Consider the following 17,446-nt stretch of genomic DNA (forward strand, 5'->3'; position numbering starts at 1 on the left):
TCTTCTACAAAAATGTTATTCAACAACTTTGATTTCTGCCTGTATACCAAAGCAGGTAAACATACTTTTCTTAAGTCGTTCCTCTTTACTTCGGTGCTGCTGTTCGGCGGTAGCGCCTCAGCACAAAAGCTAAGCCCTAAAAGAATGGATGTGTTGGTGGCAAAGCATATGGTGCCAGCTGTAGAAGAGCTAAAAGATTATGTCGCGCTACCAAACGATGCCGTAAACCCGGATGACATTCTGAAAAATGTAACATGGGCCGAGAATGCCTTTGGTAAGCGAGGGTTTCAGACTACTGTGCTACAGAATACGCAGCTCCCCTTGTTACTGGCTGAAAAGTCTTTTCCTAAAGCCTCTAAAACAATCCTGTTTTATTTTCATCTGGACGGCCAGCCGGTAAGGGCAAACGAATGGCAGCAGAAAAACCCATATCAAATGGTACTGAGAGGCAAAGGAGAAGATGGCGCTTATCAAGACCTGAACTGGAACGCGCTGCAAGCCAACATAAACGACGATTGGCGTGTCTTTGGCCGTTCCACCTCTGACGACAAAGGCCCTATTATTATGCTGTTGCAGGCACTCGATATACTGCAGTCAGAAAATCAAAACCCACTGTTCAACATAAAGGTAGTGCTGGACCCTGCTGAGGAAAAAGGCTCTCCAGGTCTGGAAGAGGCCTTGGAAAAATATAAAAACAGGTTCCAGTCTGATTATATGATTGTGATGGATGGCCCAATGCACTCCTCTAACAGGCCTACGCTTACGCTGGGTTGTAGAGGAAGCGCTGGCTTTACCATTACCACCTATGGCCCCATCACGCCACAACACAGTGGGCACTACGGCAATTATGCTCCCAATCCGGGGTTTCGTCTGGCAAAGGTAATTGCCTCTATGAAGGATGAGCAGGGGCGTGTGCTGGTAGAGGACTTTTATGATGGCATTTCTTTCGACGAGGAAGCTAAAAGCGTTATGGCAGCAGTACCGGATAATAAAGGAGATATAAATGCCAGGTTAGTAATTGCCGAGGAAGAAAAAGTAGGAAGCAATTATCAGGAGTCGTTACAGTATCCTTCCCTTAACATTAGGGGGATGCGCTCCGCTGTGGTAGGTAAGGGAGGCGGTACCATTATACCGGAAGAAGCGGTGGCCTCTTTCGATATTCGCCTGGTACCCGAGACAGACGGGCAGCGAATGGTTGATCTGGTAAAAAAGCATATCGAGAAGCAGGGCTTTGCTGTGCTGGACCATGAGCCAGGCACAGAAGAAAGAATGAAGTACGCGCAAATAGTCTACATGCAGGGCAATGCCGGAACACCTGCTTTCAGAACAGACATTAACACTCCGATAAGCAACTGGCTTCGCAAAGCTTTGGCAAAAAACTTCGATAAAGATCCTGTAGTTATCCGAATAATGGGCGGTACTGTGCCTGTGGTGCCTTTTGTGCAGGCGCTGAATGTGCCTACAGTGCTGGTACCCTTGGTAAACATTGATAATAACCAACATAGCCCCAACGAAAACCTCAGGCTGGGAAACTTGCGCATGGGCATGAAGACGTGCCTTTCTATTCTTACTTCTCCTATTTGATTGAGTATAGCAGATCGCTTCTCTCAAGGTTCCTGTTAAGATAGAAGAATATACATTTTATTAATCGAACCTATTTACTTATACATGAAAAAGAAATTTACCCTGTTAAGTCTTTTATGCTGCCTGTCTGTTGCCTCTTTAGCGCAACAAGATGCTGGTAAAGATCAACTCATAACTTCTATTAGCAAACAGGAAGCAGCTTATGCTAAAGTAGCCAGAAAAATATGGGATTATGCTGAAGTAGGCTATCAGGAGGAGAAAAGTGCTGCTTTACTACAGGAAGAGTTAAAGAAAGCCGGTTTTACAGTAAAGGCCGGAGTGGCGGATATGCCCACGTCCTTTACTGCAACGTATGGTAATGGTGAGCCCGTTATAGCTATTCTGGCAGAATATGATGCTCTGCCTGGTTTGTCACAGGCCGATACGCCTGAGCAGAAAGCAATAACACCCGGAGCTGCCGGGCATGGCTGCGGGCACCATTTATTTGGAACAGGGTCAGTAGCAGCAGGTATAGCCGTCAAGGACTGGCTGAAAAGCTCAGGCACGAAAGGTACTATTAGAGTATATGGTACACCGGCAGAAGAAGGTGGTGCCGGTAAAGTGTATATGGTGCGTGCCGGCTTGTTTAATGATGTAGATGCCGTACTGCACTGGCACCCTAGCAGTGCCAATAGTGCCAGCGCCTCATCTTCTCTGGCCAATAAATCTGCCAAGTTCAGGTTTTATGGAGCAGCTGCCCATGCGGCGGCATCACCAGAAAAAGGCCGATCTGCACTGGACGGTGTGGAGGCTATGAACAACATGGTGAATATGATGCGCGAGCATATTCCTTCTGATACCAGAATCCATTATGTGATTACCAAAGGGGGAGAAGCGCCTAATGTAGTACCTGCCTTTGCTGAAGTATACTACTATGTGCGGCACCCGGAGATGCAAACTGTTAAAGATATTTTTGACAGGGTAGAAAAAACTGCCAGAGGAGCCGCTTTAGGCACAGACACTAAGATGGAATATGAAGTTATTCATGGCATTTACAATGTCTTACCAAATGAGACACTTTCTAAGCTGATGGATAACAATCTGCGCTTGATTGGAGGTGTCTCATACACAGAAGATGAAAAAGCTTTTGCGGCTAAAATTCAGACTACCTTTACAGGTAATGTGCCTACCGTATCAGAAGCAGCCGAAATTGAGCCTTTCAAGGTGGAACTAAAAGGGAGTGGAGGTTCTACGGATGTGGGAGATGTAAGCTGGGCTGTGCCTACAGCTGGCATGACCTCGGCTACCTGGGTGCCAGGAACCTCTGCACATAGTTGGCAGGCTGTTGCGGCTGGAGGTACCAGTATTGGTACTAAAGGTATGATGGTGGCTGCTAAAACTCTGGCTCTTACAGCATATGATATTTTTAAAAATCCTGCTGTAGTGAAAGAAGCAAGCCAGGAGCTGGCTCAGAAGAGAGGAAATGACTTTAAGTATGAAGCGCTTCTAGGAGATAGAAAGCCTGCGCTGGATTACCGAAAATAAGTTCTCGCTATACTTAAGTAGGATAGCAGTTGCACTTAAATATCTTAGTCAGCTGTGTGCCCTTATGGAAAAGGAAAAAATAAAGGCCTGCTTACATCTATACCAGATGGAGCAGGCCTTACTTTGTTATTGTACAGTAGTAAGCTTCCCTTTGCCTTCCATGTAATCTAAGGTAAGGTTTGTAAGCGTCTTTACACCCAGTTTCATGCCGCTGTCATCAATGTAAAAGTCAGGGGTATGATGTGGGGCTACTTCGTCAGGTTTTTTGCCTTTGGGCATACCGCCTAAAAAGAGGAACAGCCCTGGTATTTTTTCCTGGTACGCAGAAAAGTCTTCCGCACCTGTGGTAGCTTTGGCAAGCACTACGTTTTCCTGCCCGGCTGTAGCCTGCAGGGTGGGCAGCATTCGCTCTGTCAGGGCCACATCGTTAAATGTAACCGCAGTTCCTATATTGATCGTCACCTCGGCCGTGGCTCCGGCGCTTTCAGCTATTTTAGTGGCGGTAAGCTTTATCTTTTCATGTATTTTTTTCTGCATTTCAGGGTCCAGCGACCGTATAGTGCCTTCCAGTTCCACTTCTTCCGGTATAATGTTATTGCGAACACCTCCAGTAATTCTTCCCACCGTAATAATGGCAGCTTCTTGCGTTAGTTCTGTTTGCCGGCTAATGATAGTTTGCAGTCCGTTAACAATCTGTGAAGAAACGACAATCGGGTCAACACCATACCACGGTGTGGCACCATGTGCCTGCTTGCCTTTTACCTTAATCACGAACCTGTCAGCAGCAGCCATTGCACCTCCTGGCTTGTAGTTTAGCTTTCCTACTTCTGTCTGAGCCCACACATGCAACCCGAAGATCACTTCCGGTTTAGGTCCCTTATCCAGTACGCCCTCTTTTATCATTAAGCGAGCACCTCCTTCTTCACCTACTGGAGCACCTTCTTCTGCAGGCTGAAAGACAAACTTCACCGTGCCTTTCAAATCATTTTTCATACCTGCCAGTATCTCTGCAGCCCCCATAAGCATGGCAATATGCGTATCGTGGCCACAGGCATGCATCACGCCTACTTCCTGGCCGTTGTAGGTGCTACGTTCTTTAGAGGCAAAAGGAACGTCTACGCGTTCTGTAACCGGCAAAGCATCCATATCCGCTCGTAAGGCTACCACCGGGCCAGGCTTTCCTCCTTTAAGTACGCCTACCACCCCGGTATGTGCTACGCCTGTTTCTACTTCCATGCCCAGGCTTTTAAGATGTGCCGCTACTTTATCGGCTGTTTTTACTTCCCTGTTGCTCAGCTCAGGGTACTGGTGAAAATAGCGCCTCCACTCAATTACCTTTGGCTCTAGTTTATCGGCCATGGAATTGGCTTTAGCTATAAGCTTGCTATTTTGTGCAAAGGCGGGAACAGCCAGTAAGCCTAGCCCTATAGTAGAAAGTAAGGTGCGTTTAAGTAAGGTAGAATTGCTTTTCATATAGGTAAAGTTAGATTTTTAAAATAGTTTATATTGGATTAAGCCTTTAGTAAATAATAATTACAAGGCTTTAGAAGCTATTGCTTCTTGCTTTTGTTCAGACTTGGCAAAATATTGTGGATTTAATATTAAAATCAGTCTTCGTTTAACCTCTTTTGCTAACCTGAAACTTGTTTTTGTCTTAGGGTATGAAGAATCTAAGTTTTATGGGGCTACAGGTAAAAGAGTGTTATAAAACTATATTGCATTCATTTTACTATAAACTTAAATAAAAAATTGGTAAAAAATGCTATATTTTGTTGATTATTGATTAATAATTTATTGATATGTATGTATTTGTGCTTGCCAAGTGTTTTGAGCATGTAATATATTACTTCTTCTCCACAGCCTTCTTCCACATCTTATATTTTTAAGCATAAGATGAGTTTTGTAATAGTATTATGCTAACATATGCTAGCTAATGTTTAGACATTTTTATTTTATAGCTTTAATTTTAAAATAATTGTAATTAATTTGTTGCAATATTAAAAACATTATCTTATTATTGATATCAAGATCTATTTGTTTCTCTTTATTGATGGTTTTGTAATATTCCATTAGTCTTCCTTTTGCCTTGGCTTAAGCCTTTACCAGGTTCTTTAGTATAATAGTATATTTTATTATAGTACACCTTTAAAATTTACCATATATGAACAAATCTTTACTAACAGTAATGATTCTTTGGCTATTGTGTGGCAGCTATGCAATGGCCCAAAGCCGGACAGTTACTGGCAAGGTTACTTCTAAAGATGATGGCTCTCCTCTTCCGGGAGTTAGTGTTGCTTTAAAAGGGACAGGAACCGGTACTGTTACGAGTATTGAAGGAGACTTTCAACTGCAAGTGCCGGAAAGTGGTGGTACTTTAGTCTTTTCTTTTATAGGCATGTTGCAAAAGGAGGTTTCTGTAGGAAATCAGGCAACTATAAGCGTGGCTTTGGAAACAGACTCCAAACAACTGTCTGAGGTTGTTGTAACAGCACTGGGTTTTAAAGTGGATAAAGATAAACAAGGATCCACTGCCTCTGTAGTAGAGCCTGCTGCTCTGGTTCGTGGTGGAGAAACCGGTGTTATTAATGGTATATCCGGGCGGGCAGCCGGTGTGCAAATTACCAAGTCTGCCGGTGACCCTGGTGCAGGTTCTACCATTCAGATTCGTGGGCAAAATACTATCACCGGATCAAATCAGCCCTTGGTTATAGTCGATGGTATACCTATCAGTAACTCTACGCTGGGAAGTGAAGCCGCTGGTGTTACGCAGCAGTCACGCCTAAATGACCTTAACCCGGAAGACATTGCTTCTATGCAGGTGCTTAAGGGAGCTTCAGCGGCTGCGTTATGGGGTTCCAGAGCTGCGAATGGAGTGATTGTGATTACCACTAAAAGAGGGGCTGAGGGTAAAATGAACCTATCCTTTAGTTCATCCTTATCTTTAGACCGCCCTAACAGATTACACCCACTTCAGAATACCTACGGGCAGGGATCAAATGGCGTATATAGTCCAATTGCGGCCAATTCTTGGGGCGATAAGATTTCTGCGCGTTCTGGTGGAGAAGACGTAGTAGACATGAATGGCCCTCGTTTTGAAGCTTATAATGGACAGACCTTCTATCCGATTATTCAAAAGAATTCAACAGAGACTTACGAAGAAGAACTGGAAGATGCTGTGTTCAGAACTGGTACTTACCTGGATAATAATCTGAGTTTAAGCGGTGGCAACGAACAGGGTAATTTCTACTTTAGCCTGGGTGATCTGCGCCAGAAAGGAATACTGAACGGAACGAGTGATTATAAAAGAACTTCTGTACGCTTTAATACACAACGGCAGTTTAATGAAATTATCAGGCTTTCAGCCAATGCCAACTACGTGCGGTCAACATCTAACAGGGTGCAGCGAAGCAACAGCGTAAACGGCCTTTACATAGCTATGCTACGTACGCCAGCCGACTTTGACAGCCGGGGGTATATCGGTGACTATTATGCTTCTCCTACTGCCAGTGCTATTCCGAATCGTCAGCGTGCCTATCGTAACTATTTGGGTGCAAATAATAATCCTATCTATAACAATGCTCTATGGGCTATCAATGAGTTGACGAACCTATCAGAAGTAGACCGTTTTATTGTTAGCTCCGAACTCGTGATTAGTCCCTTGAACTGGTTTGATATTACAGCGCGTGGCGGGATTGATAGTTATACAGATCAGCGCATTACTGATTACCCAATGTGGTCTGCCAGTGCTAATGGCTTAGGGAACTTTACAGAGGAAATGTACAAGGAAAACGAAATGAACTTTGACCTGATTGGTCGGGCTACAAAAGATTTTGGTGCTAATGTTACCAGTACATTTATTCTTGGGTTTAACGTAAATGACCGCAAGTATTACAGATTGGGTGGTAACATGACAAACTACGTTATTGCAGATGCCCCACTTAATTTTGTAAACTCTACCCGAACCAATAATGAGCCATTCAATAACAGATCGAACCGCCGTATGGCCCGCTTGTATTCTACGGTAAATCTTGGCTTCTATAATCAGCTCTTCCTGAATATTTCAGGTGCTGCGGAAGCTGGTTCCACGTTTGGTAGCTCATCAAGATCCACATTTTATTATCCTTCAGCAGATGTAGCCTGGCAGTTTACAGAGTTGCCGGCTTTGAGCGGCAACAGCTTTCTGTCTTTTGGTAAACTGCGTGCTTCTTACGGTATTGTTGGTATACAGCCAGAAGCTTATAGAAACACTACCACCTTTGTGGATGCATCTTTCAGCGACTGGTCTAGTGGCTTGAGTGGTGCTGGGTACGGTGGTGCTTTTGTGCAGAGTGCACGCCAGGGAGACCCTGATCTTAAGCCTGAGCGTAAGACAGAGTGGGAGTTAGGTACCGATCTTCGTTTCCTCAATAATAAGTTATCCTTAGGTTTTACCTATTATCAGAATAAAATAGAAGACCTGTTACTGGACGTCTCTACGGCTGCTTCTACTGGCTTTACGCAGCGGTATACTAACGCTGGTACGATGGAAAACAAGGGGCTAGAGTTAGACCTGAACTACAACCTGATTCAAAACGAGGACTTTAGCTGGGATGTATTTGCCAATGCCAGCCGTAACAAGAACCGTGTAACCGACCTGGCAGGTACTGATATTATTACATTGGGAGGTTTCAGCACTACAGCTAGTACAGTGGCCAAAGTAGGCTATTCACTTTCATCTCTGTACGGTGGTGCTTACTTACGAGATGAAACAGGTGCTTTAAGCCTTAACGCCAATGGCTTTCCGCAGGTAGCGCCGACTTTCCAGGTGCTTGGCGATCCTAACCCGGACTGGCGTGGAGGTTTTGGTACTAATCTATCTTATAAGAAGTTCTCTTTAAATGTTCTTTTCGAGACTTCTCAGGGTGGTGATATGTACGAGGGCACAAGAGGAGTTCTCTACAACTTTGGCCGTCATGCTGATGTAGCGAACGAAGTAACCCTGACACAGGATCTGACTAACTATGCAGGAGACGTGATACCAGCAGGCAGTACCGTTCGTGGAAACATACAGGATTTTGGTGCAGGTCCAGTACTGTTAGATCAATCTTACTATACTTCTATTGGCGGCGGCTTTAGCACATTGGTAGAGCAATTTGTAAGCGATGCCAGCTGGACACGCGTTCGTGAGCTTTCACTAGGCTACTCTTTAAGCTCTGAAAGCTTCCGTCAAAAGACAAAACTGCAATCTATTGACTTTACCGTTACAGCTCGCAATCCTTTCTTATGGACTGATATACAAGGTATTGACCCGGAAACTAACCTGAATGGTGTGAGCAATTCCAGAGGACAGGACTACTTTAACAGTCCTAATACCAAGTCTTTAGTTTTCAGCCTTAGATTTAATTACTAATACCTAATTAAGAAGAAATGAAGAGAATATATAAACCAGTTGCCGTATTGATGTTAGGTTTGAGCCTTTTCTCTTGCGAAAAGATAGTTGATGATATGAACATTGACCCTAACAACCCAACTGATGCACCAGGTGACCTGACACTTACCGGAACCCAGTTAGCCAACGTGGTGGTGCAGGAAGGTATTGCAAGCCTTTTAGTATCTATCTGGAGTGGGTACGCTACCGGCCATGACCGGCAGTGGCGTGACTATTATAACTATAACATAACGTCTGGTAACTTCGATAGCGAGTGGAACAATGTCTTCAGAGGCACTGTCAATAATGCTCAGATCACCATAGAGAAAGCAATGGAACTGAATAATAGGAAAATGGCTGGCATAGCTAAGATTGTAATGGCTAACTCTCTGGCAACAGCCACTGAACTGTGGGGCGATATCCCTTTTGAGCAGGCTGGGAAAATAGAGGAGTTCCCTAACCCGATGTTCGAAAGCCAGGCTGATGTGTATGCTAAGTTGCTGATTTTACTTGATGATGCCATTGCGGATTTAGAATCAGGAGTAGGTACTGTTGGGGATGAAGATATTCATTTTGGCGGCGATGCAACCAAATGGATACAGGCTGCTTATACCCTCAAAGCGCGTTTACTGACAGACACAGAGCAGTACGAGGCAGCCTATACAGCTGCAGAAAATGGGATCAGTACGTACGAAAACTCCTTATATGCACCGCATGGTGAAATAGCCAGTGTAAACCAGAATCAGTTTTATGCCTTTCTGACGCAATCCAGGCCAGGGGATATCTCTGCAGCAAACGCTTACAATGTTAATTTATTAGATCCTAAGAGCACAACTTATCGTGGTAATGCAAAAACAGATGAGTCAGCAAGGTTCCTTTTTTATTACAGACCCGACGGGGTGAATACATCTGGTGTTACAGAGCCTAACACCTCTAGTTCTGCTACAGCCAGAGGTTTCTTTGCAATGAATGCCAGTTTCCCGTTAGTTACGTATCAGGAGAATATTCTGACGCTGGCTGAAACCGCTTTAAGGTCAGGTATGGGTGTTGACCAAGCGCTGGAATATCTTAATAGCTACCGAAGCTTTCTGAGTTCAGGAGGTTATATTGACCCTACCTACGAGTCAACAGCAACATTGAAATATGAGCCTTATGTAGCAGCAGATTTTGCCGCTGGTGGAATCGAAAATGAGGATGGTATCTCACAGGAGGATGCTTTATTAAGGGAAATTATGCAGGAGCGTTATGTTACTTTCTATGGTACACACTTAGGCTGGAATGATGAACGCCGTACACGGGGTGAAGTATTTGGAGTAAACTTAGCACCAAATACGGGTACTGAGTTGCCGTGGCGCTTTATTTACCCACAGAATGAGCTTAACTCTAACTTAAATGCTCCGTCAGTAGTGCCCGGTATTTTTTCAAAGTTACCTATTTATGAATAAAATACTGTTCAGCTTTTAATAGTGAGCTTATCAAAGACATTGGGTAGCGGGCTTATCCAATGTCTTTTTCGCTTTACCTAGGCTGTGTCTGATGAGAATACCTTTTGAAGGGAAAAACCAAAACCTAAGTGTTCTCTAATTGCTCTGATGATAGAGTTAGAGACTATTTTACAATCAGATTTAGATTCATTAGACACAGCCTAAATTAATTATCTTAACACAGGTTAAACTAAGTGCCTTTGCCTGGGAGTTTTTTGCTATTTAGCTAGTCCTGTTAATCTATAAACTTTTCTATTATGTATAAAAAGCTACCTCATTTAGTTCTGGCAGCAGTGTTAAGTATGGGTGCAGCTCATGCGCAACAGTTGCCAATTTCTGTTTTTAAAAATATGAAGGCTCGTAGCATTGGCCCTGCCGTAATGGGTGGCCGCATTACAGCTATTGATGCAGTGGTTAGGAACCCGGATATAATGTATGTAGGTGCCGCTTCTGGTGGTGTTTGGAAAAGCGAAAATGGTGGCGCATCATGGGCTCCAATATTTGACAAGCAGTCAAATATTAACATAGGTTCTATTGCCATTCAGCAAAGTAACCCTAGTGTGGTGTGGGCAGGCACAGGAGAAGGAAACCCCCGCAATTCTGTAAACATGGGAAACGGCATCTATAAAAGTGTGGATGGTGGCCTCACCTGGAAGCATATGGGGCTGGAGAAAACACATAACATTCATCGGGTCATCATCGACCCAACCAACCCCAATGTAGTTTACGCTGGTGTTATTGGTTTGCCTTGGGGAGATCATAAAGAGCGGGGAGTCTATAAAACAACTGATGGTGGTAAAACCTGGGAACAGGTGCTTTATACAAATGAGAAGTCAGGAGTGGCTGATATGGTCATGGATCCTGCCAACCCGAGTAAGTTGGTAGTGGCTATGTGGCAGCACCGGCGTACTCCCTGGGACTTTACTTCGGGAGGGCCTGGCTCAGGTTTATATATTACCTATGATGGTGGGAAAACCTGGAAGAAGAAAGGCGAAACCGATGGATTACCTAAAGGAGACTTAGGTCGCATAGGTGTAGCCATTAGCCGTAGCATGCCTGGCCGGATTTATGCCATGGTGGAGGCCACTAAAAATGGCTTGTATCGTTCTGACGATGGAGGTGGAAAATGGACATTAGTGACAGATGAACCTTCAATTGCTACTGACAGGCCTTTCTACTACAATGAAATCTATGTAGATTCTAAAAACGAAAATCGTATTTATAAACTCAGTGCGCCCTTGTCTTATAGCGAAGATGGAGGGAAGAGCTTTAAAGTGTTAGCTACCCCCGACCAGGTGCATTCAGATCACCAGTCTTTTTGGGTACACCCGGAGAACCCGAACCTGCTTATTGACGGAAATGACGGAGGGTTAGCGATCAGCCGTGATCATGGCAAAACCTGGATGAACCCGGAAGGCATACCTGTAGGGCAGTTTTACCATATAAATGTGGATAACGAAGTACCATACAACATTTATGGCGGCTTACAGGACAATGGCTCCTGGGCAGGCCCTGCCTATACTTTTTACAACGGAGGCATCCGCAACTCTCACTGGCAGGCCTTAATCTTAGCAGATGGTTTTGATGTGATGCCTGATCCGGAAGATGCCCGCTATGGGTATGCCATGTCACAAGGTGGTAACATCGTGCGCTATGACAAAGTAACAGGAGGAGCTTCTTTCGTAAAACCAACCGTTGCCGATGCAAACACCCTAGTACGCTTTAACTGGAACACTGGTATTGCCCAGGATCCTTTTGATAAAAATACCATTTATGCCGGTAGCCAGTTTGTGCATAAATCTACAGATAAGGGGATGACCTGGAAAACCATATCAGGGGATCTTACACTAAACAATCCGGAGCACCATAAGCAGGACGAGAGTGGTGGTCTTACCTTAGATGCTACCAATGCAGAAAATCATAATACCATACTCACCCTTGCACCAAGTGCACTGCAACAGGGTGTAATTTGGGTAGGCACAGACGATGGCAATGTGCACTTGACACGCGATGGAGGTAAGGCTTGGGTAAATTTAAGCAGCCGCATACCAAATCTACCGAAAGAAGCCTGGATTGCCCAGATCACCGCTTCGCGCCATAACGCAGGCGAAGCCTTTGTGGTAGCTAATCTATACCGCATGGGCAGCGACTTTAATCCATACATTTATCGTACAACCGACTACGGCAAAAGCTGGACACGTTTAGTGGACGATAAGAAAATAAAAGGTTATGCACTCTCTTTTCTACAGGACCCGACAGAGCCACACCTGATGTTTGCCGGTACCGAAAACGGTTTATGGGTTAGTACAGATGAAGGCAAAAACTGGGCAAAGTGGGACCATGGCATACCTGCTTCTGTACCAGTGATGGACCTGGCTATTCAGGAGCGTGAAGCTGATTTAGTGATAGGTACCTTTGGTCGCTCTGTTTATGTGCTGGATAATATCCGTCCTTTGCGCCAAATAGCAGCTACGGGTGGTAAAGTGCTAGATAAGCAACTAGTGGCATTTGAACCTTCAGACGCTTACCTGGCGACTTACCGTGGCCCGCAAGGATATGGGAAAGATGCCGAAAGCATGTATCAGGCCGAAAATCGTCCGGCAGGTGCTAACCTTACATACTATATCAAACCGAAGCAGAGCATAACAACTTCTAAAGCTGCTGAATCCTCTAAGAAATCTAAAAAAGCTGTAAGTAACGAGGCAGTTGCCAAAACCAAAACAGTAAAATCTGCCGTTGATACACTCTATGTAAACATCTACAATGATACCAACAAACTTATCCGGACCCTAAAACAAGTGCCGGATACTGTAATGGGAGTGCAACGTTTAAACTGGGACTTAACGGAGAAAGGTATCAGGATGCCAAGTGGTATGCTTGGCAGAAGAGGTAACGGAGAGCCTACAGGAAGTCAGGTAGTGCCGGGCCGTTTCAAGGTGGTGTTCAGTTATGCCGGCGCAAAAGATTCAACCTTCGTGAAGGTGAATCCTGATCCCCGAATGCCGTTCAACAAAGAAGCCGCTGTGGCTCGCTATGCTATGCAGGAGCGTGTAAATAAAAGTATCTCAGAGCTAACAATGGCATCCGACAGAATAGTGGAGGCTACTGAAGCTACTAATGTAGTGATGGGGCAATTGAAGAACAAAAGCGGGAAAGAGTATGAAGAGCTTCGTCGAGCTACTTTAGCCATGCAGGACTCCCTTAAATCAGTAACAGAGATGATAGTTGGAAAGAAAAGCGAAAAACAAGGCTTGGGGCGTCCTTATATGCTCACGCCCATGCTAAAGCTTCAGGAGGCAGGTGCTTACATAAGCCGACGCCAGGAAACGCCAACCAGGACAGAAACCGAATTAATTGAACAGGCTGAAGTGCTGACGCAAGAAACACTCAATAAAATAAATCGCTTTTTCAGTACCCAATGGGTTACTTATAGTAAAAAAGTACAGTCGGTGCCTTTAAATATTGTAAAAGAATATTCGTCTTTAGATCGGGCAAGCCTGGAATAGTTGCATCAGAGTTATCAGGTGAAGTATGTTCTTTATCCGGATAACAGAAAGCTGTATAGCAGTAGGTAGCACTACTTACTTAAAAGCTCCTATGCCTGATAAGGCTTATGCTGATAGCTCATTTCAAAGCCCTTCTTCCTGTTGGATTTATTCGGGAAGAAGGGCTTTTGTCTTGGTATGTACAGAATCTATTCCACTTTACTTTTAGGCTGCCGTTTAGGCCTCTTCTCTTTATCTTTTACTTTGTTTGCCCTGCCATTGCTGCGGCGCTTACTATGTGGCTTTACCTGTTGCTTTACATATACAGCAGAAGGCCCTTTGTCATTTTCCTTTCGGATGATGAAGAGATTCTTGTGCGCCTCTATTAGTTGGGATAACTGACCGTAACCAAACGTACGCGGGTCAAAGCTCGGGTCGAGTTGGCGCAGGCTCATGCCCATAGAACCAAGATGTGCCCAGCCGTCTTCGTCAGCTGCCATACTGAAAGCCTCTTTTAGCATAGGAACAGGGTTTAGGCGTTGGTTGTCCTGACCGTTTTCATCTGCCTCAGGTTTATCTGTTTCCGCAATTAACTTGTCATCTATATCATCGGTTAGGTTTTCTGTGTAGATAAAAACATTACAGGCATTAACAAAAGGCTTTGGCGTTTTTCGTTGTCCGATACCCATCACAAACACACCAGATTCCCGTATGCGGGTGGCTAGGCGGGTATAGTCACTGTCAGAAGATACAATACAAAAACCATCCACGACTTCACTGTGTAATAAATCCATGGCATCAATAATCAAAGCGCTGTCAGTGGCATTTTTACCTACTGTGTAGCGAAACTGCTGTATGGGTTGGATGGCGTGGTTGTTCAGGCATTCTTTCCATCCGTTCATTTGGGGAGTGGTCCAGTCGCCGTAAATGCGCCGGATAGTAATAGAGCCATATTTGCCCGCTTCTGCCATCAACTTCACTATCAAACTGGGTTGTGCATTATCTCCATCAATTAGTAAGGACATGCGGCTGGGTTTCTTTTCGCGGTACGTGTTTTTCATGTAAGGAAGAAAAATTATGTTGGTGTTACAGATATAGCACCTTGTCTATACTTATACTTCTGTTTTTAACTCAGGTTGTGACCATAGTCAGTCCCAAAGGTTTTATCTTCTTAAAAGGCTGTATAATGATAGTTTCGGGATTCATGAAAGATAACTTATCTGGTTTAAGGAGATGTTAGCTCAAGGATGCGGATGCTGTATAACAGCGGAGTTGCAACAATAAAAAGGAAAGCTTATTTTAGCGTCTATGCGAAAACTTAGAACCATATTTTTAACCTTGACTACCTCTTGTATGGCAGCGTTTACCATTGTGCAGGCACAGGTTTTTAAAGCAGAGGAGCCACTGGCACATACTTATTCCATTGTAGCCAGAGATGCTAAAACCGGTGAAATGGCCGTAGGCGTGCAAAGCCACTGGTTTTCTGTAGGTACGGCTGTTTCCTGGGCAGAAGCAGGAGTGGGTGCAATAGCTACACAATCTTTCACAAACAAATCATTCGGGCCAAGAGGGTTGGAGTTACTCAAACAAGGTAAATCAGCCGAAGAAGCATTGGAGATACTGTTAAGTGATGATGAAGGCAGGGAAGTGCGGCAAGTGGCTATACTGGATGCGCAAGGCAGAGTGGCGGCTCACACTGGTAAACAATGCATTCGCTATGCCGGGCATATTACCGGGCAGAACTTTTCGGTGCAGGCTAACATGATGCTGTCAGACAAAGTATGGCCAGCTATGGCTAAGTCTTTTGAGAAGAGCGAAGGGCAGCCACTGGCAGAGCGCGTGTTAATGGCCATGCAGGCTGCAGAACAGGAAGGCGGAGACATTAGGGGCAGGCAGTCTGCAGCCATGGTTGTGGTAAAAGGAAAAGCATCAGATGAGCCCTGGAACGATAGAACCATTGACCTGCGTGTAGATGACCATGAGCAGCCCCTGGAGGAACTGGCTCGCCTGCTGAAAGTATACCGCGCTTACGAACACATGAACAAAGGTGACGTGGCCGTAGAACTCGGGCAGATGCAAAAGGCAATGGAAGAATATGGTAAAGCCGAAGCAATGTTCCCGAATAACCTCGAAATGAAGTACTGGCATGGTATTACGCTGGCTAATAACGGACAGATAGAAGAGGCCGTAAAGATACTCCGTGAAGTTTACCGCAAAGACAGTAATTGGAAAGAACTGACCTCCAGACTACCTGAGGTAGGTCTACTGGAGCTTTCGCCACAAAACCTGAAGAGGGTGCTGGATGTAAAGTAAGCATTATACAAAGTAACAGAAACAATAAAGGCTATACTGATGCAGGTATAGCCTTTATTGTTTTTAGGTATCAGATTAAGCTGAAGTCCGTGCTTCTTCTGAAAATGATTTATTAACTTCATGGCCTCAAACTAATCTAACATACCAACCACCTGAAATGCAACTTTCACAAAAACTACGAAAACTAACAGTGGTGGCAGCAGCAATAGTGGCTTTGCCTGCCATGGCACAGCAAAATGCTGCTTCTGATTCTGCTGTTATCAAAAAGATTTATGATGATGCCCTTACCAGCTACGAAAGCTATGATAACCTGCGCTACCTGACCAAGAACATTGGTGGCCGCCTGAGCGGATCTCCACAAGCGGCTGCGGCTGTAGAATGGAGTAAGCAGGTAATGGATAAAATGGACCTGGACCGTGTTTACTTGCAAGAGGTAATGGTGCCTCATTGGGTGCGTGGCGATAAAGAAGAAGCCCGTATTTATAACTCCAAGCAGATTGGTTCTGAAGATGTAAATATTGTGGCGCTAGGTGGTTCTGTAGGCACAGGCGATCAGGGGCTAAGTGCCGAAGTGGTTGAAGTGCATAATTTTGAAGAACTGGAGAAACTGGGTAAGAAGAATGTAAAAGGGAAAATTGTATTCTTTAACAGACCGTTCGATAATACGCAGATAAACACAGGAACTGCTTACGGTGGTGCGGTAGACCAGCGTGGTGGTGGCCCTGTGGCAGCAGCTAAACTTGGTGCTGTAGGCGTTATTGTGCGTTCCATGACAAACGACATTCAGGATGTGGCGCATACTGGTGGTACCCGTTACCAGGAGGGTGTAGAGAAAATACCAGCGGCTGCTATAAGCACCAGAGATGCCGAAACTTTAAGTAAGTTGCTGAAGAACGATGCAAAGCTGAAGCTCTATATGCGTATGACCTGTGAAACCTTGCCAGATGTGCTTTCTTATAATGTGATAGGAGAGATCAAAGGCTCCGAAAAACCGGATGAAATAATTGTGGTGGGCGGTCACTTAGATTCCTGGGACTTGGCAGAGGGTGCGCACGATGATGGTACTGGCTGCGTACAGTCTATAGAGGTGCTTCGCCTGTTTAAGGATTTAGGAATCAAACCTAAAAGAACGATTCGTGCCGTAATGTTCATGAACGAGGAGAATGGCTTGCGTGGAGGTACAAAATATGCCGAAATGGCTAAGGAAAACAGCGAGAAGCACGTCGCAGCCATAGAATCTGATATGGGTGGATTTACGCCACGTGGTTTCGGTCTGGAAGGAAGTGATGTGCAGCTTAGAAAGCTACAAACCTGGAAGCCACTGCTGGCTCCTTACGGCCTTCACGACATAGACTACGGCCACGGTGGTGCCGACATAGGACCGCTTAAAGGACAAGGGAATGTAGCTCTGATAGGTTATGAGCCAGATTCACAACGCTACTTTGACTATCACCACACAAAAATTGATGTGTTTGAAAATGTAAACCGCCGCGAGATGCAGTTAGGCGCTGCCGGTATGGCTTCTTTGGTTTACCTGATTTCTGAATACGGTTTATAATAGTTTAAACATTAAACAAAAACGCCTGCCTTGTATAACCAAGGCAGGCGTTTTTGTTTAACAATTTCTAATGTGGCTTTGGGAGTTAAAG

Annotated in this window: 9 protein-coding genes; 7 read left to right on the forward strand and 2 right to left on the reverse strand. The window is 44.7% G+C overall.

Annotated features, from left to right (window positions below):
- The first annotated feature begins 12 nt into the window (after positions 1–12).
- Together LN995_RS18595 and LN995_RS18600 are read left to right on the forward strand one after the other, a co-directional pair.
- The gene (locus LN995_RS18595; RefSeq protein WP_229962592.1) at positions 13–1,584 is read left to right on the forward strand and encodes a M20/M25/M40 family metallo-hydrolase; all 1,572 of its coding nucleotides are present in this window, start codon (positions 13–15) and stop codon (positions 1,582–1,584) included.
- A gap of 84 nt (positions 1,585–1,668) precedes the next feature.
- A complete protein-coding gene (locus tag LN995_RS18600) occupies positions 1,669–3,108 on the forward strand; it encodes an amidohydrolase (RefSeq protein WP_229962593.1) in 1,440 nt (479 codons plus the stop codon).
- Positions 3,109–3,234: 126 nt separating this feature from the next.
- Here LN995_RS18600 and LN995_RS18605 read toward each other — a convergent pair whose 3' ends face one another.
- Positions 3,235–4,581, reverse strand: coding sequence for an amidohydrolase (locus LN995_RS18605; RefSeq protein ID WP_229962594.1), 1,347 nt, complete (start codon positions 4,579–4,581; stop codon positions 3,235–3,237).
- A gap of 688 nt (positions 4,582–5,269) precedes the next feature.
- Between LN995_RS18605 and LN995_RS18610 the strand changes: the two genes are divergently transcribed.
- The 3 genes from LN995_RS18610 to LN995_RS18620 all read left to right on the forward strand — a co-directional run bounded on the left by LN995_RS18610 (position 5,270) and on the right by LN995_RS18620 (position 13,505).
- Positions 5,270–8,497: a SusC/RagA family TonB-linked outer membrane protein gene (locus LN995_RS18610; RefSeq protein ID WP_229962595.1), complete on the forward strand. Its 3,228-nt coding sequence runs from the start codon at positions 5,270–5,272 to the stop codon at positions 8,495–8,497.
- A gap of 17 nt (positions 8,498–8,514) precedes the next feature.
- Positions 8,515–9,960, forward strand: a complete 1,446-nt coding sequence (locus tag LN995_RS18615) for a SusD/RagB family nutrient-binding outer membrane lipoprotein (protein WP_229962596.1) — start codon at positions 8,515–8,517, stop codon at positions 9,958–9,960.
- Between the two features lie 296 nt (positions 9,961–10,256).
- Positions 10,257–13,505: a VPS10 domain-containing protein gene (locus LN995_RS18620; protein WP_229962597.1), complete on the forward strand. Its 3,249-nt coding sequence runs from the start codon at positions 10,257–10,259 to the stop codon at positions 13,503–13,505.
- Between the two features lie 188 nt (positions 13,506–13,693).
- On the opposite strand, the gene LN995_RS18625 is transcribed toward LN995_RS18620, so the two are convergent.
- Entirely contained in the window at positions 13,694–14,545 is an 852-nt protein-coding gene (locus LN995_RS18625) for an NYN domain-containing protein (RefSeq protein ID WP_229962598.1), read from the reverse strand.
- 292 nt (positions 14,546–14,837) lie between these two features.
- Here LN995_RS18625 and LN995_RS18630 point away from each other — a divergent pair, with 292 nt between their 5' ends.
- Together LN995_RS18630 and LN995_RS18635 are read left to right on the forward strand one after the other, a co-directional pair.
- Positions 14,838–15,797, forward strand: coding sequence for a DUF1028 domain-containing protein (locus LN995_RS18630; RefSeq protein WP_229962610.1), 960 nt, complete (start codon positions 14,838–14,840; stop codon positions 15,795–15,797).
- Between the two features lie 223 nt (positions 15,798–16,020).
- Positions 16,021–17,355 carry a M20/M25/M40 family metallo-hydrolase gene (locus LN995_RS18635; RefSeq protein ID WP_229962611.1) on the forward strand — a complete coding sequence of 445 codons (1,335 nt, stop codon included), beginning with the start codon at positions 16,021–16,023 and terminating at the stop codon, positions 17,353–17,355.
- Positions 17,356–17,446: the final 91 nt, after the last annotated feature.

Source organism: Pontibacter silvestris, from assembly GCF_020907275.1.
GTDB lineage: Bacteria > Bacteroidota > Bacteroidia > Cytophagales > Hymenobacteraceae > Pontibacter > Pontibacter silvestris.

Bases quoted from the DNA above. Each gene is read 5' to 3' on its own strand.
- LN995_RS18595 (WP_229962592.1), top strand. From the start codon at position 13: ATGTTATTCAACAACTTTGATTTCTGCCTGTATACCAAAGCAGGTAAA.
- LN995_RS18600 (WP_229962593.1), top strand. From the start codon at position 1,669: ATGAAAAAGAAATTTACCCTGTTAAGTCTTTTATGCTGCCTGTCTGTT.
- LN995_RS18605 (WP_229962594.1), bottom strand. From the start codon at position 4,581: ATGAAAAGCAATTCTACCTTACTTAAACGCACCTTACTTTCTACTATA.
- LN995_RS18610 (WP_229962595.1), top strand. From the start codon at position 5,270: ATGAACAAATCTTTACTAACAGTAATGATTCTTTGGCTATTGTGTGGC.
- LN995_RS18615 (WP_229962596.1), top strand. From the start codon at position 8,515: ATGAAGAGAATATATAAACCAGTTGCCGTATTGATGTTAGGTTTGAGC.
- LN995_RS18620 (WP_229962597.1), top strand. From the start codon at position 10,257: ATGTATAAAAAGCTACCTCATTTAGTTCTGGCAGCAGTGTTAAGTATG.
- LN995_RS18625 (WP_229962598.1), bottom strand. From the start codon at position 14,545: ATGAAAAACACGTACCGCGAAAAGAAACCCAGCCGCATGTCCTTACTA.
- LN995_RS18630 (WP_229962610.1), top strand. From the start codon at position 14,838: ATGGCAGCGTTTACCATTGTGCAGGCACAGGTTTTTAAAGCAGAGGAG.
- LN995_RS18635 (WP_229962611.1), top strand. From the start codon at position 16,021: ATGGCACAGCAAAATGCTGCTTCTGATTCTGCTGTTATCAAAAAGATT.